Origin of the sequence: Olivibacter sitiensis DSM 17696, from assembly GCF_000427965.1 — a bacterium.
GTDB classification, from domain to species: Bacteria; Bacteroidota; Bacteroidia; order Sphingobacteriales; family Sphingobacteriaceae; genus Olivibacter; species Olivibacter sitiensis.
This window is the reverse complement of record NZ_ATZA01000017.1, coordinates 1-15,341: the sequence shown is the minus strand read 5'-3', so window position 1 is coordinate 15,341 and position 15,341 is coordinate 1. Positions and strand designations below refer to the sequence as shown.

Genomic DNA, 15,341 nt, shown 5'->3' with positions numbered 1-15,341 from the left:
GGATGAATTTCGGGGTGCTCAAAAGCGCTCTATGGGTATTTCTATGGGCTTAAACCCCGCCCGAAATGGTGAAAGGAATGAATATGAAAACATTGAAGTTTTATACTATTGTACTGTCTTTGGCAGTAGCGTCCTGTACGAAGGACAAAACGGATTACGAAGCGGAAATAGACACCGTAGTTACCGAATATGATGAGTTTAAAGAAGCTGTTGCCATCCGTAGCGAAGGCTATGACGTCAGCATTGAAGCACTGAATGGAGCTTTCTATAAAGGCTACAACGAAATCCGTTTGAAGATTACGAATAGCCAGACCAACGAAAAAGCAGATGCTTCTGCCGTAACCTTTCTGCCTATCAAGACTGATGCGGAGGGGAGCAAGTTTTCCTGTCCTCATCTGTACGATTTGGTTTCTAGGCCGGACGATAGCTATTTTTCGGGATATTCGGTATTCACGGATGAAAGCAGTACAAATGGAAGCTGGGAGCTTTACATCAGTTTCACCATTGCCGGTAGAACCTATGCTGTAAAGCAAAATGTCTCCGTTCAGGAACAGGCCAACAAAAACCTGAATATGACAACATTTACGGGGAAAGATGATGAACAGTATTTCATCGCATTGGTATCCCCGCAAAGGCCGAAAGTTGGTGAAAACGAATTGGTTGCCGGTATTTATAAGTTCAACAAACCAATCAATCCCCCATCCGGAGATTTTCCCGATCTCTCGCAGTTTTCATACACCGAAGTAAGCGGTTATACCCTGCAGTTAGACCCACGAATGCCCGAGCCGTCTATGGGAAATCATTCTTCCCCCAATAATAAAGATCTGACACAGCAGGGCGATGGTCTGTACCATGGCCTTGTCAATTACACCATGACGGGAAATTGGACATTGAACTTCATCATGCTGAATCAAAAAGGGCAAATATTAAAAGGTACGGTAGTGCCGGATGATTTTACGCCGGGCGTTGAGGGGGTGAAAAGTGAACTGCATATCGATATTCTATTCTAAGACTTATGAAGAAGCTATGCATTACTTTTTTTGTTCTTGTTCTTGGAATGAATGCCCATGCCCAACATACGCACGAGCAAAGCGACAGTACCAAACGCCTTGAAGAGGTGAAAATCACGGCCATTGCCAAACGGAAAATAGAGACCGAACTAAAAATGGCCGTTTCGGTGGATGAGTTTTTAGCTTCTTCCGACAATATCAGCTTCATCAAACGGGGTGCTTACGCATGGGAACCTTTGCTCAATAATATGAGTACGGAGCGCTCCACCATCACCATTGACGGGATGCACATCTTTGGTGCGTGTACGGATAAAATGGACCCGGTCACCTCCTATGTGGAAAGCAACAACCTTTCTGCCATCGATATCACATCCGGCCAGGCCGGTAGCCTGCATGGGGCAACTGTGGCGGGAAGCATCGACCTGAAAAGGAAAAGTACGCCATTCGGTCTTGAAAAAAACTGGAGCGGGGCTTACCAGACAGGATTTGAGTTCAACAACAATCAGTTTTTCAACCTGGGCAACCTGTCTTATTCAAGCGATAGGTTTGTGGCGGACGGAAGCATGGCGCTCCGGAAAGCGGGCAATTATTACGATGGAAATAACGATGAAGTAAACCATTCGCAATACAATAAATTCAATACTTCATTGGGCCTGGCGTATAAAACAAGTCCGCTTTCCTCGGTAAGGGTTGATGCCATCTATGACAGGGCAAAAGATGTCGGCTTCCCTGCGCTTCCTATGGATTTATGGCTTTCCCGTGCGATTATCACATCGGCTTCTTACAAGCAATTATTTGAAGACGGCATGTGGAGGGTTTGGGATACCAAACTTTATTTCAATGCAGTAGAACATTATATGGATGATACCAAGCGTCCCGAAAACCTGGTTCACATGGATATGCCGGGTTGGAGCACCACTTATGGATTGGTCTCCCGAGCCAATTTGAAGCGTGGTGATTACAGTGCCGAAATCCAGTTGAACGCATACGATAACCTATCCATTGCGGAAATGACGATGTATCCGCAAGACCGGAGCAATAAAACGATGTTTGCGTACAGCTGGCCTTGGGTTACTACCCGCTTTGCAGGCCTTTCGGTGAACAATTCCTGGGATTTTTCAGCAGTAAGCCGGTTGAATTTCGGAGGTTCCTTGGGTTGGAATTACAATTATTCCAAATATGTGGAGTTCAACCGGATTTTCCACCCCGGCACACCACGGGAAAAAAGCAGGCTATTGCCGGGCTTGCACGCCAGTTATCAACTTAACGTCCATCAATTTGATTTTTCTGTCGGAACAGGCTACGGACATAGGGCGCCATCTGTTTCGGAGGGGTACGGATATTACATCTACAACAGTTTTGACCGTTACGATTACATTGGAAACCCCGACCTCAAAAACGAGATTTCCTATGAGGCCAATGCGAGTGCAGGCTTTAGAAACGAAAGGATGGGCATAGAAGCCAAAGTAAACTATTTCCATATTCAAAACTATATCGTCGGCAGGATTTTGAGTTTGGGAAGCCCGATGAATTATCAATCGGTCGGTGTAAAAGGGTATACCTCATTGAACCATGCCAGACTTTTCAACGTGGCATTGAATGCCAATTACGATATGCTGCAACACCTGCATTGGAAAGGAACGCTCACGTATGCCCGGGCAACGGACGACAAAAACGGGAATTTGCCGTTCATTCGCCCTTTGAGCTACCAGACATCGCTTCATTTTATGTATGGGAAATTTGGCATTCAGACTTCGCTGAACGGTGATTTTGCACAGGAAAATTATAGTCCTGAATATGGTGAAGACCCGACCCCGGCCTATATGGTCTGGAACATCTCGGCAGACTACACGTTCAACTTCACAAATTTTAAAGCCGTCTTGCAGGTGGGAGCGGAGAACCTGTTCAACGAATATTATAGCACCTATGCAGATTGGGGCAATATCCCAAGAATGGGACGCAATATGTTCACTTCCTTAAAAATCAATTTTTAGAAATAATAAATAATTAAAAGCATGAAAACATCAAAAAACTATCTTCCATTATCGTTCTTTTTATTGGTAATAGCGTCCTGTGGCAAAGACAATCCTGTTGCCAATAATATCACCTTGCATTTCGACAACACGTTCAGCAGCACGACTATCGTGCTTGGAGACGCTACCTCTTCCACGGCAACGGTGAACACTTCTGCCGACGGACAGCTCCATCACTTTTCAGAATTGAAATATGTGATAAGCAATATCCGCCTGATAAAAGCGGACGGTAGTGAAATCCCCTATAATATCAATGATTTGGATAATGGGGCTACGGTCGTAGACCATTCAAAACCGCAGACCTTGGATTACATCCTAAGCAATATTCCAGCGGGCGAATACAGGCAGCTGAAATTCGGGTTGGGTGTCAGGCCGGAGCTGAACACGTTAGACGAGGCAAGATTTCCCGATTTTTATGCCAAAGCAGGGGCCAACGATACCCAAATGCATTGGGAATGGGGAACCGGTTATCGCTTTACTAAAATCGAAGGTTTTTATGATACCGATAATAAGCAATTATCCATTCATACCGGAAGCACCGTGGAGGGCACTAATGGAGAGCCTGATACCTACACGCAGGGAGTGGACGCATACCGGGATATAACCTTGACACTTCCCGATAATGCTGTTGTCGGCAGCAATGCTCCCAAAATCACTATCAAGGCAGATTTTGACAAACTGTTGAGCGGAAAGACCAATACGATTACCTTGGGGGAAGGCAATGCGACACCTAGTACCCATGCGGCAGTTAATATGGTGTTGTTTGTCGATAACTTGGGCGGCGATGGTTCAAGCGACATTTCGGGCATGTTTTCCACCGGCAGCGTAGAGAATTAAAATTAGTGTCGTGTCACGCATAAAATGTCCTTTTTTTCTCTTCCGCCAGCCGGTGGACTAAGACGCAAAAGGCATTTCTTTGCGCCCCCGAGCAATCGGGGGCAGGTGCTGCGGCTTTGCGAGATAAGTTTTAAGAAGCAACCATGAAAAGGGTACTCACAATTTTATCCGTCATATTGCTGTTGCTATCTTGTAACAGAGCGGATATTATGGAGCAAATAGCTTACGACAATCCCGAAATACCTTTGAATGTCCCTCAGGGTTTTCCGTCGTTGAACACTTCGGTAGACAAAAATAAGCCCACGAAATATGGGGTAGAATTAGGCGAAAGGTTATTCCACGAGAAAAAATTCAGTGGCAATAACACGATTTCATGCGCCAGTTGCCACAACCAATCGAGTGCTTTTGCGGATAATAATGTTCAAGCCGTGGGGATTTATGGCAGGGTAGGGCTTCGGAATACGCCACCCATTCAAAATTTGGCGTTTATGAAATTTTATAATTGGGATGGTAACAAGCTTACGTTAGAAAACCAACCACTGGTTCCCATTATTACGCATGAAGAGATGAATTCTTCTATTTTGGAAGTCATCGGAAAAATCAGTGCTGAACCCGAATATAAAGATTTGTTCAGAAAAGCATTTGGTGACGAAAACATTAGCGCTGACAGGATTTACCGAAGTATTGCACAGTATGAATATACGCTCTTCTCCGTCAACAGTAAGTATGATAAAGTAAAACGAAATGAGGGAGAAACATTTACGGAAAGCGAAGCAAGGGGATACCAAATTTTCCAGCAGAAATGTGCGGGTTGCCACAGTACAGAATTGTTTACCGACCAGAGTTTCAGAAACGTAGGTTTTCCTTTGAACCCAAGTACAGAAGAGGCTGGGCGTGCCAGAGTGACAGGAATACCTGCTGATTTTATGCGTTTTCGGGTTCCCTCTCTACGAAATGCCGAATACACCGCACCTTATGGCAGTTTTGGCCAGTTTCCGACTTTAAGGGCGGTTTTGGATTATTTCGACGATGGCGTTTTGGAGGCCGATAATCTCGACCCTATTTTAAAAGAGAATGGCAATAGGATACCGATGACGGAACAGGAAAAGGACGCTATTATTGCCTTTATCAAGACCTTGAGCGATCATCACTTTGTAGGCAGGTGAATTTGATATAATGAGTACAGCTTATTTCTTGATGTAGGATATCCATTGCTTTTTGATGAAGTATTCATCATTTCAATTTCATATTGTTGAAAGTATGATCTATATCATTTCGGGCTAGTTGATATTTTCTATATTTGGCTGAATTAGATAAAATGTTGTTTTTTCTTGTTTAATTAATACACGAATTGCAATCAATTTTTATCGTTTATTGTTATTAATAAAAATAAAATATCATGACAGATTTAAAAGGAAAAGTTGTATTGGTCACTGGCGCAGGTGGCGGTATCGGTAAAGCGGTTGCTATAGCTTTTGCAAAGGAAGGCGCAAACGTAGCAGTAGCAGATATCAAGGAAGAGTTTTTGGCTGGCACTGTACAGGCTATAGAGGCTGAAGGCGTAAAGGCGTTGGGCGTAGCTGCAAACGTGACAGACTACGACTCGGTAAAAGCCCTCGTTTCCAAGGTGGTTGATACATTCGGCTCGCTAGATGTAGCGGTCAATAATGCTGGAGTGGTAGGCATCGGTAGCATAGAGGAGATAGATACGAAAGAATGGGATCGTGTACTTGGCGTCAATGCAAAAGGCGTTTTTGTATGCACCAAGGCAGAGCTGGAAGTGATGAAACCAAAAAAATCTGGTGCGATCATTAATACGGCTTCTATCGCAGGTAAGATGGGAATGGCCCATTTGTCCCACTATGTGGCTTCCAAGTTTGCCGTCATCGGTTTTACCAACAGTATCGCAAAGGAAGTAGCAGCGGAAGGGATCACTGTCAACGCTATTTGCCCGGGCATCATCGGTACCGGCATGTGGCGCGGCGAGGGCGGTATAGCCGACCGTTGGAAACGTGAAGGCGAAACCGAAGAGCAATCCTGGGAACGTAACAAGAAAGACTTGATCCCTCAAGGCGTGGATCAAAGCCCTGAGGATATTGCCGAGGCAGTGGTATTTATAGCGAAGGCAAAACACATCACTGGTCAGGCTATAGCCGTAGACGGTGGCATGACTATGTAATTTGACAGAAAGCGTAAAAAAGAAAGGCGCAAACCCATTGGGTTGCGCTTTTTCTTTTTGTCATACGGTAATAAGTACAGACTGTCCAGGGTGGCATTGGAAACAATTAGGGATATTTATGTAAGTTTGTGAGCGCTATATTAACCCACATAGCCATAATGGAATTATGAAGAAAATAGGATTTTTATCGTTTGGACATTGGTCCGATCATCCAGCGTATAAAACCCGTACTGCTAGCGACACCTTACTTCAGTCTATTGATTTGGCTGTTGCTGCCGAAGAAATCGGTTTAGATGGGGCGTATTTTCGGGTACATCATTTTGCGGCCCAGCTGGCATCTCCGTTTCCCTTGCTATCGGCCATCGGTGCCAAGACGAGCAAAATAGAAATTGGCACGGGAGTGATTGACATGCGATATGAAAACCCCTTATATATGGTAGAAGATGCTGGCGCTGCCGATTTGATTTCGGGCGGTCGGTTGCAACTGGGAATCAGTAGGGGTTCACCAGAACAGGTGATTGACGGTTGGCGTTATTTTGGTTATGAATTGGCCGAAGGAGAGACCGATGCAGACATGGGGCGCCGCAAGGCCCTGGAATTCTTGGATAAGCTGAAAGGTGTGGGCTTTGCCCAACCTAATCCCTATCCGATGTTCCCGAATCCACCTGGCTTGTTGCGTTTGGAACCATACTCGGAAGGATTGCGGGAGCGGATCTGGTGGGGCGCTGCATCTAATGCAACGGCGGTTTGGGCTGCGGAGAACGGCATGTACCTCCAGAGCTCTACTCTAAAATATGACGAAAGCGGCAAGCCATTCCATGTGCAGCAGGCCGAGCAGATCAGGTTGTACAAGGAAGCCTGGAAAGAAGCTGGACATCAGCGTGAGCCACGTGTTTCTGTAAGCCGCTCCATTTTTGCGTTGGTAAACGACCAAGACCATTATTACTTTGGGCACGAGGCCGATCGGAACGACAAAATCGGCATGATCGAGCAGGACAAACGAGCTATCTTCGGAAGGAGCTACGCGGCAGAGCCAGATCAGCTCATCAAGGAACTGGCGCGAGATGAAGCCATCCAGGAAGCGGATACACTCCTTTTAACTATTCCCAATACGTTGGGCGTGGATTACAATGTACACGTGCTGTCCGCTATATTGGAGCATGTGGCACCTGGTTTGGGGTGGCGTTGACAACGGCTAACGGTATCCGTAAAGCAGGGTTCGTAAGCATTTTACACCAATCCGTACTTTGCTGCCAATTTTATCAGTCCTGCGGTGTTGTTTACATCAAATTTGGTAAGCAGGTTTTTGCGGTGGCTGTCAACCGTGTAGGGACTTACAAATAATTTTTCAGCGATCTGTGAATTGGTGAAACCTTCGGCTATAAGGGATAGCACTTCTTTTTCACGGCTCGTCAGTACTGGTAACTTGCTCATTTCATCCTGTTCCTTGTTGCTTAGTTCGAGATCTAAGCTCATATACAGTTTGTTTCTGCTTACGGTGGATATCGCTTCTTCAATCTGCTCCCGGGAAGCGCTTTTGAGCAGGTAACCCGATGCGCCTTGCTGTACCATTTGTGAAATGAGGCTCCGTTCGTTAAAGGTGCTCATGGCAATCACTTTGACAGAGGGATATTCCTTTTTTATTTTTGCCGTAAGCTCTACGCCGCTGATCTCTGGCATGTTAATATCGGTAATCACAATATCCGGTATAGCTGTTTTTATGTCTTCCATAGCCAGGTAGGCATTTCTTGCAAGACCTGTAATCTGCACAAAGTCGATCTGGGAAAGCATGGCCTGCATCCCCTCCAAGACCATGGGGTGATCGTCTACCACCAACACTTTTATTTTATCCATTATCTTCTATTGTACATTCTATATATACCGAAGTGCCTTTGCCTGGCTGCGATTTAACGTCCATATGACCACGTAAATAGTTGACCCTTGAACGGATATTCTGCAGGCCCGTAGTATCCTTTTGCTCCCATGATGTGGTATCGAAACCTTTGCCGTTATCTTCTACCGTAATCGTGAGTGACTTGTCGTGTCGCACAACCTGAACGAGTACCTGCTCTGCACCTGAATGTTTTATGGCGTTATTGACCAATTCCTGAACGATGCGGTAAATGGTTACTTCCGTTGTGGCATCCAGTCTTTGTTCAAGGCCGTGAAGTTCGGTGTCGATAACAAAAGCACCAGAAGCGCCAATGTTTTTGCAATAATCCTGCAACGCCTGCTCCAAGCCAAGACGGATCAAGGCTTCGGGCATCATGTTGTGCGCTACCCGGCGCATCTCGGAGATGGACTCGTCGAGTTTGTTCAGCGCACTGTTGAACAACATGCCATTTTCTTCAGTTAATATAAGGTTTCCTTTCATAGCCCCTAATTGTAGTTTTACGCCGCTCAGCATGCCGCCTAACCCGTCGTGCAGATCTTTGGCCAAGCGACTGCGTTCATCCGCCTGTCCTTTCAGCAGGGATTGGGTGGCTAATAATTGTTTTTCGGTTTCTAATTCTGCAATTTTTACTTTTTGCAGCTTTTGCTTATGCTGATAATTGCGATAGCCCAGCAGCAGGATAAGCGCCAACGCGGCTGCGCTTCCGAAAAGGATATAATTGAGCGTGTTTTTTTGTTGGATAGTTGCCTGTTGCAATTCAATCTGTGCTTCTTTCTGAGCCGTCTGATATTGAATGGTCAGGAAATTGGCATTGATTTTTGATTTATCGTTAGAAATGCTATCAGATAAATTCAACTGTAGTGTTAAATATTCCGCTGCCGATTTATAATTTCCAAGTTTGCCCTCTATTTCCGCCAGGGCACTTGCAGCATACATGACATACTCTTTTGAACCTGCTTCTTCTGCAATGGTATAAGTACTATCCATGTAGGATTTGCTTTTTGAAAAATCGTTATCTACAAAATGAATGTACCCCAAAAGATAATAGGTGGCCAGTCGATCAAAAGGCGATAAGTTTGCCTTTGCAATTTCAATTGCCTGCAATGCGTTTTGTATAGCCTCTTTGTATTGCTCGTCCTCCATCAGCCGATGTGCTGTATTATTATAAAATAGCCACGACATGTAGGGGCTTTGCAAGCGGGGCAGCAATTGCTCAAAGTCTTTGAAATACCTGGTAGCGGTCGTTTTATCGCCCGCATTTAGGTAAGCAGAACCTAAATTATTGTAGGCTTTTGCAAGAATTAGCGTATCAACCGGGGATCTGCCAGCAAAAGCCAGGAACGCTTTGTTGTTATCAATCTCATGTTCGAATTGACGTAGATAATCATAAGCTTTGCCAACTCCACTGTAGCAAATGGCAGTCAGGTATTTAAAATCTGTTTTTTTTGACAGCTCAAGTGCCTTTAAAAAACTGGCTAAGGTTTCTTCTTTAAAAGACCCCTGCGGCAGCAGTATCATGCCCCTTGTAAAATAGTAAATAGATAGCGACTCCGTATTTTTTGAGGTGTCGGTTTGATTTAAAATATCCTTTGCTCTATTCGTAGTATATAGTGCGGTGTCATATTTTCCGTTTTTCGTCATTGCCAGCGCCTTATTCAGCAATGCAAAAGCTGTTTGTGCTTTACTGTTGCTTCGCTGGCTCACTTGCAATGCTTTTTCCACCATTGTGTCAGTGCTGGGAACGCCATAATCTTCACCCATCAAGACCAAGCGGTTATAAGCCAATGCGCTTGCACTATCTTGTTTATTCTGTTGAATGAGGGCTTTCAATTGACGCACATATCCCGTTTGGGCAAAACCAACGGCAGTATGCAAACAACAACAAACAAAAATCAGCAAGCATTTTCCCATATTGCAAATTAAGATTAATTAACCTCATTTCTCAATCCCCTTTTCAGGGGATTTTTTCCTCCTTAAAATTCAACTTTTTTCGGGATTGTAGCAAACGACAAAGTGTTTCAATTTTACACTGCAAAGCAATTTAAATTTTATGATTATGAAAAAGCACTTTTTATACTTAATAGTTATATCGTTTACTGCGATACCATCGTGTGCAAAAAATGAAATTAAACCAGATGATGACAATAAGAATGGCAGTAACCCTCCCTTTGAAATATGGATGGGCTTAAGGACCGGCTCAACTGGTAACTGGGCTAATCTAGACTGGAAGATTGTCCTGCCCAACGGTGATTATTTCAACCAACTTCCGACAGAAGGATTTTTGGATTTCTCCAGGAATCAGACTGGAGGTACTTGGGGCACTTTCACCATGAATGGCAGCACAGGAACCTTTACCAATCCCTATGAAACTATCCAGGTAAAAAAGATAAGTGAAACGGAATTGGAAAAAGTTGGCTACACTAACCGCTTATATAAGCTCACCTCAGTGGATGATGTAAAACTTTCTGGAAAATACAATACCATACCCAACTGGTCAACGATACCCAACTACCCATATAATGCTACTGAACCGCAGCCTATGATTGAATTTACTTCAAATGGAACATTCAATGACATGGGGGCATTCGTCAGCAATTTCAATATACCCAACCAATATCCGGAAAGGGCTCCCGGAAATGGCACTTACGAAATAAAAAACTTCACGTTGATACTCCATTATGCTGACGGTAGAAAAATCACCAAATCATTTAGCGGCGTATTTAATAATAAGGTTACGGCTACCAGCGAGCTTGTCTTTATTGGCGGAAACCCCTTTTACAATAAGTAAGGAACGGAAAGATTTTACGACTAAAACAAAAAATCATGAACACATCAAAACCTATACTATATGGTGGATTGTTGGCCATATCATTGGCATGTTTGCTGCTATCGTGCAAAAAAGACAATCAGAGCTCTGGCGAAGAAATCGACTTCTCGAATCTGACACCTGCTGTTACCTCAAAAGGAACATCCACTGGCAGCGTTTATACCCAGCAGGTAGGTGCAGGTGGCGGGCGCGTACAGTCGCCCGATGGGCAGATTATCCTTGATATTCCGGCAGGTGCGCTCGGTACCAATACCACCATCGGCATACAAGCCATTACCAACGAGGCGCCGCTGGGTGCCGGCAATGGTTACCGCCTTACGCCCGAAGACGTAAATTTTGCCAAGCCCATTACCATTACCATGAAATATGGGGCAGACCTACAGCCTGGCCTTTGCTGGATAGCCACACAAAAAAGCGACGGCACCTGGCTGGGCTACCGCAATACCATAACGGATGAAACGGCCAAAACACTATCTGTGCAAACCGACCATTTCAGCGATTGGGTTACGGGCAAGCTGATAGACTTTCGGCTGGCGCCCCAGAATGCCCTCGTAAAAACAAAAGGACAGGTACAACTGTACGTAAACGGTTTTGCCAAAACCAAGGGTACAGCGAAGGAAGAACTGGAGGATTTGGTCCCGCTTACCCCGATATATCCAAAAGATGCCGATGATGAGGATCTGGCGCCTCTGCCGAAAATAGTCGACCTGAGCACCAGCTTGGAGCAATTGAAGGCTTACAGGCTGGATTTTAAAGCATGGCGGCTCTCGCCGGCAAGGGGCAAACTACAGTCTTCCGGCTCTAAAGCCACCTATACGGCACCAGACCAGGTTCCTACACCAAACACGGTATCCGTATCTGTGGATATAGAAGCTACACAGGCCAACAAGACCACTAAGCTCATCCTGTTGAGCAATATAACCATTGTGGATAAGTATTACGCCAAATTTACCGTCAATGGTGTTGAGTCCGTTTTTTCAGAACGGGATATTGTCAGGCTCGACGGAGGTTTTCAGCCCACCGGCAATATGGCAGTATTATATGTGAGCGATAACGGCGAGCTTGGCATTACATTTACACATACCGACCAAAAAACGGTAACAATAGCTGCCGAGCGTCCGCAAATCGGCAACTTACCCTTTTTAACAAGCGCTGCTCCCGCAGGTACTGTAGCCATTATTTATCAGAAAGGACAAAGCACCGATGGGTACACCAGTGTTAACGATGAGTTGCTGAAAGATGGCAATGGCTGTAAAAGCGGGAAACCCTCTGCCGGGTCGCTCACATTGACGGAATATAAGAATGAAAACGGAGCCATCGTATCCGGAAGTTTCAGCGGCATTATTTGGAATATGGGTGATGTAATGGCTTGCAAAAATGAATCGGTAGAGATATCAGGTGAGTTTATCATGCCTGTGAATAAACAATAATAATCGATCATTTGATAGAAAAAAAGCAAAAAATGAAATCTCATTTTGTTCCGATTTAGCCGTATTAGGCTATGTGTCGAGTTAAGCAGGTAGTAGGCTGATATATCCCCCTCTCGAGGGGGAGGAAAAAATTGATAAAACAAAAATTAAAGCAGAAATGAAAACGATGCAATCACTTTTTGCGGTACTGCTGTTCGTGGTGGGCAGCAGCCAGGCACAATCGACACGGAAGGCTTACGCCGATATCGATATCGGCTGGCTGAGGAAAATCGAGTTCAAAGAACCGCCCAAAGCGATAATCAACCAAGACCGGAACTATACGGCAAAACAGGCAGGATATGCCCAGGCCATGCTCACCTGGATACAGCAGACCTATTCGCCGAAAGGAATGCTCGGTGATATGAAATGGTACACCTTTGTGCCTGACAAATCCGAACCGGTAACGAGCAAGGATTATGACTACAACGAAGCGGAGAAAAACAACCGGAATGCCTGGCCGAATTATTATGGAGCTTATGCCAAATTATCGCTCTTCCTGAAAAAAGATGCCAGCGGGAAATTTGTGCCGGAAACCGGCCACCATATCAGGTGGCTGATCGAGGCGAACGGCGTGGAGACCATCTCGAAGCAACTAGTTTCGCTGTCCACACCCGAGGAATATTATTTTTTAATGCCACGCTATGAGGTCGGCTTGAAAGGGTCGCTCGACAAAACTTGGTATGCCGAGGCAGCGAAATTCCGGAATTTCACCAACCACCCAAACCTGAAAAATTACGTACACTATTACATCCCGAACGGTCAGGTTACCGATGGTAAAGATGATTTTTATGTGGTCATTATGACGAAAAACCGCCAACCGCTGCCCTTTGAGCAGGTTACCGTCGGGGAGTTCATCAGGCAAGTGGAAAAGCAGCTTCCGCTGATGTACCAGATGGCCATCAATGGGGGCAGCAAAGACATTAACCTGAAAGCGAGGGCAAACGGCGGGTTTCAGATTTTCAAAAAGCGGTTCGCTGCAAAGGCGAACGAAAACGTGTATTTGTCGGAAAACAACCAGCTTGGTCTTTTTGATTTCGCCAATGCGGACGAAAACTCCACGTTTCCATGGTTTCAGACGTCATCCGGTACCTTTCAAAATAGTGATGGCTACCCCACTTTTTTCCCCTTGCTGAAGCTTAAAAAAGGCGTGAAAGAGGCGAGCGTTTCCGGCGACCCGCAATGGCTCGTCGTCCGGTGGGCTCCTCCGCTGAGCAAAAATCTTGCGGGCGACATTCATTATATGGATACCATCCTCAACCGCTTTAATTATGAATATGTCTATAACTACTTTTTTGGTGATAAGAGGCCAACAGAATCTTATAAACCTTTGGATTAAGCCACACAGCTTATGATAAAAAAATATGTTCTGTTTTAGTGTTTGATAAAAAAATGAGAATAAAATGAAAACTATAAAAGCGCTTTTTGCAATATTGCTGTTCATGCTATGCGGCAGTAGTAGCCAGGCACAGTTGCTCAAAAAACTGGAGAAAAAGGTAACGCAGGCGGCGCAAAAATCGGCGGATAAAGCCGCCGATAAAGCGGTGGATAAAACGGTGAGCAAACCGATTGATAAAGCGGCAGACAAAGTACTGGACGCGGATGTGAAAAAGAAACCTGCATCCGGTGCAAATCCGCAACAACATCCTGATTCCGCCATTCCGCCACAAACCGACGAAAAGGAAGGACTTGCAGCAACTGAAGAACCTTTTGTGCTTACCAGCGGAGCGCCGCCTAAAATAGGGGACCCCTGTACCTCAAAGGAGGAACTGGCAAGAATGCCGGGAAAATATTTTACGGCTGAAGAATATCCCTGGCCGGCGGCAAGGGCAGAATACTTCAAGAAGCTGACGACCGCACAGGAAAAAACAAGCGCCAAACAGGTGCTTGGCACCATAGAAAAGCTCGAACAGCAAAGCCGTGCCGACTTTGCACTTGCCGGTGGCACTTGGGAGGCCCACTATTCTTCTGAGGGCTATCATTACTTCGAAAATAGAAAACTAGCTGATTATCGTTTCCAGACGGCCTTTTATGAGTATCTCTGTATCAAAAACAAAGTTGACCGAAACGACGAATATAGCACCGTGCTCCGGGTATTCGTCAATAGCCTAGCTATTAATGTCTTGCAGAAACACCTGTCCAACGCATTTTCTGATAACCTGAGCAACTATGCCTACAAAGACTGGAAAAATTATAAGTCTGGTGCGGAAGCACCAAAAATAGCGCTCATGAATTATCTAGCCGGTAAGAACCCGGACCTGATAGCCGCCGTCAACTCAGGCACAGGTTACTGGCAGGATGTACCGGAAAACGAAATCAGCAAAGATACCTACGATCCTATTTGTCGCTATTGGCTCGTAAAAAAAGCCGATGTGCCGTTGTTGGTGCCAGTCAGCAGAAAAGAATATTTAGAAAGTCTGTTGGAATATTACGAGAGGGAGGCACTGTATATACCCAAAAGCAACAATTACGGATTTAGTTCGGCAGAGCAAAGGCAAAGGTATTTCGGCGATTTATCGGCTGTGTTGACCAACAAAAAAGCGCTTGTAAACAAGGTGCTGAAAGAAAACTCCGCCGAATGGCTTTCCAAACAGGCAGTGGTTAATCCGGTTGAAGACACTTATCTGAACCAAAAACAAAATCTGCCAGAGTATAGCTCCGATCTTACTTTCTATAAATTTTATGATAACGAAAAAGAAGCCAGCCCTTTGTACAAATACAACCCCGACTATTTTTCAGACAATGTGGAGAATGCTGCAAAACCTCAGTTCATGACCATTGCCTTCCGGTATGTATCAAAGCCTGCCCCTCTACGATTGATTAAAAACTTTACGGATAATTTTGATCAGGAAGCATGGACAGGACTTCTCCATTGATGCAATCAGCCCACAAGGAGAAATTTTGTGCTAGAAAAAAAGCAGAATGGAAAATACTTAGTAAACCAAAAATGGTTGTCCCTAAGGGGCAACCATTTTTAGCTTATATATCCAATATATAAATAGAGAATCACTACCAAACGGATAAACTTAAAAACAGGCAATAAACTCACTTAACTTACTGATTATCAGTAAATATTTTCATTAGATAAAAAAGCC

At 44.8% G+C, this 15,341-nt stretch carries 12 protein-coding genes; 10 read left to right on the top strand and 2 right to left on the bottom strand.

The genetic code is table 11. The features are described 5' to 3' along the window. Positions 1-83: 83 nt before the first annotated feature. The 6 genes from A37S_RS0110630 to A37S_RS0110605 all read left to right on the top strand — a co-directional run bounded on the left by A37S_RS0110630 (position 84) and on the right by A37S_RS0110605 (position 7,248). Positions 84-1,010, top strand: coding sequence for a hypothetical protein (locus tag A37S_RS0110630; RefSeq protein WP_028296965.1), 927 nt, complete (start codon positions 84-86; stop codon positions 1,008-1,010). Positions 1,011-1,015: 5 nt separating this feature from the next. Beyond that, positions 1,016-3,004, top strand: coding sequence for a TonB-dependent receptor plug domain-containing protein (locus tag A37S_RS0110625; protein ID WP_028296964.1), 1,989 nt, complete (start codon positions 1,016-1,018; stop codon positions 3,002-3,004). A gap of 21 nt (positions 3,005-3,025) precedes the next feature. Then, the gene (locus A37S_RS0110620; protein WP_028296963.1) at positions 3,026-3,880 is read left to right on the top strand and encodes an MbnP family protein; all 855 of its coding nucleotides are present in this window, start codon (positions 3,026-3,028) and stop codon (positions 3,878-3,880) included. 209 nt (positions 3,881-4,089) lie between these two features. Beyond that, positions 4,090-5,046: a cytochrome-c peroxidase gene (locus A37S_RS0110615; RefSeq protein ID WP_245586356.1), complete on the top strand. Its 957-nt coding sequence runs from the start codon at positions 4,090-4,092 to the stop codon at positions 5,044-5,046. Between the two features lie 233 nt (positions 5,047-5,279). Further along, positions 5,280-6,059, top strand: a complete 780-nt coding sequence (locus A37S_RS0110610) for an SDR family NAD(P)-dependent oxidoreductase (RefSeq protein ID WP_028296961.1) — start codon at positions 5,280-5,282, stop codon at positions 6,057-6,059. 166 nt (positions 6,060-6,225) lie between these two features. Then, positions 6,226-7,248, top strand: coding sequence for an LLM class flavin-dependent oxidoreductase (locus A37S_RS0110605; RefSeq protein ID WP_028296960.1), 1,023 nt, complete (start codon positions 6,226-6,228; stop codon positions 7,246-7,248). A 41-nt stretch (positions 7,249-7,289) separates the two neighbouring features. Here the strand turns inward: A37S_RS0110605 and A37S_RS0110600 are convergent, their stop codons facing one another. Both A37S_RS0110600 and A37S_RS26255 read right to left on the bottom strand, forming a co-directional pair. After that, the gene (locus A37S_RS0110600; protein ID WP_028296959.1) at positions 7,290-7,913 is read right to left on the bottom strand and encodes a response regulator; all 624 of its coding nucleotides are present in this window, start codon (positions 7,911-7,913) and stop codon (positions 7,290-7,292) included. Continuing rightward, entirely contained in the window at positions 7,906-9,864 is a 1,959-nt protein-coding gene (locus tag A37S_RS26255; RefSeq protein WP_051293013.1) for an ATP-binding protein, read from the bottom strand. Before A37S_RS26255 ends, A37S_RS0110600 begins: the two co-directional genes overlap by 8 nt. A gap of 145 nt (positions 9,865-10,009) precedes the next feature. On the opposite strand from A37S_RS26255, the gene A37S_RS0110590 reads away from it, so the two are divergent. The 4 genes from A37S_RS0110590 to A37S_RS0110575 all read left to right on the top strand — a co-directional run bounded on the left by A37S_RS0110590 (position 10,010) and on the right by A37S_RS0110575 (position 15,122). Beyond that, complete coding sequence (locus A37S_RS0110590; protein WP_157278564.1) at positions 10,010-10,741, top strand: hypothetical protein; 732 nt, start codon at positions 10,010-10,012, stop codon at positions 10,739-10,741. Between the two features lie 35 nt (positions 10,742-10,776). Beyond that, positions 10,777-12,210, top strand: coding sequence for a hypothetical protein (locus tag A37S_RS0110585; RefSeq protein ID WP_028296957.1), 1,434 nt, complete (start codon positions 10,777-10,779; stop codon positions 12,208-12,210). 157 nt (positions 12,211-12,367) lie between these two features. Then, complete coding sequence (locus A37S_RS0110580) at positions 12,368-13,585, top strand: hypothetical protein (RefSeq protein ID WP_028296956.1); 1,218 nt, start codon at positions 12,368-12,370, stop codon at positions 13,583-13,585. 64 nt (positions 13,586-13,649) lie between these two features. Then, positions 13,650-15,122 carry a hypothetical protein gene (locus A37S_RS0110575; RefSeq protein WP_028296955.1) on the top strand — a complete coding sequence of 491 codons (1,473 nt, stop codon included), beginning with the start codon at positions 13,650-13,652 and terminating at the stop codon, positions 15,120-15,122. Positions 15,123-15,341: the final 219 nt, after the last annotated feature.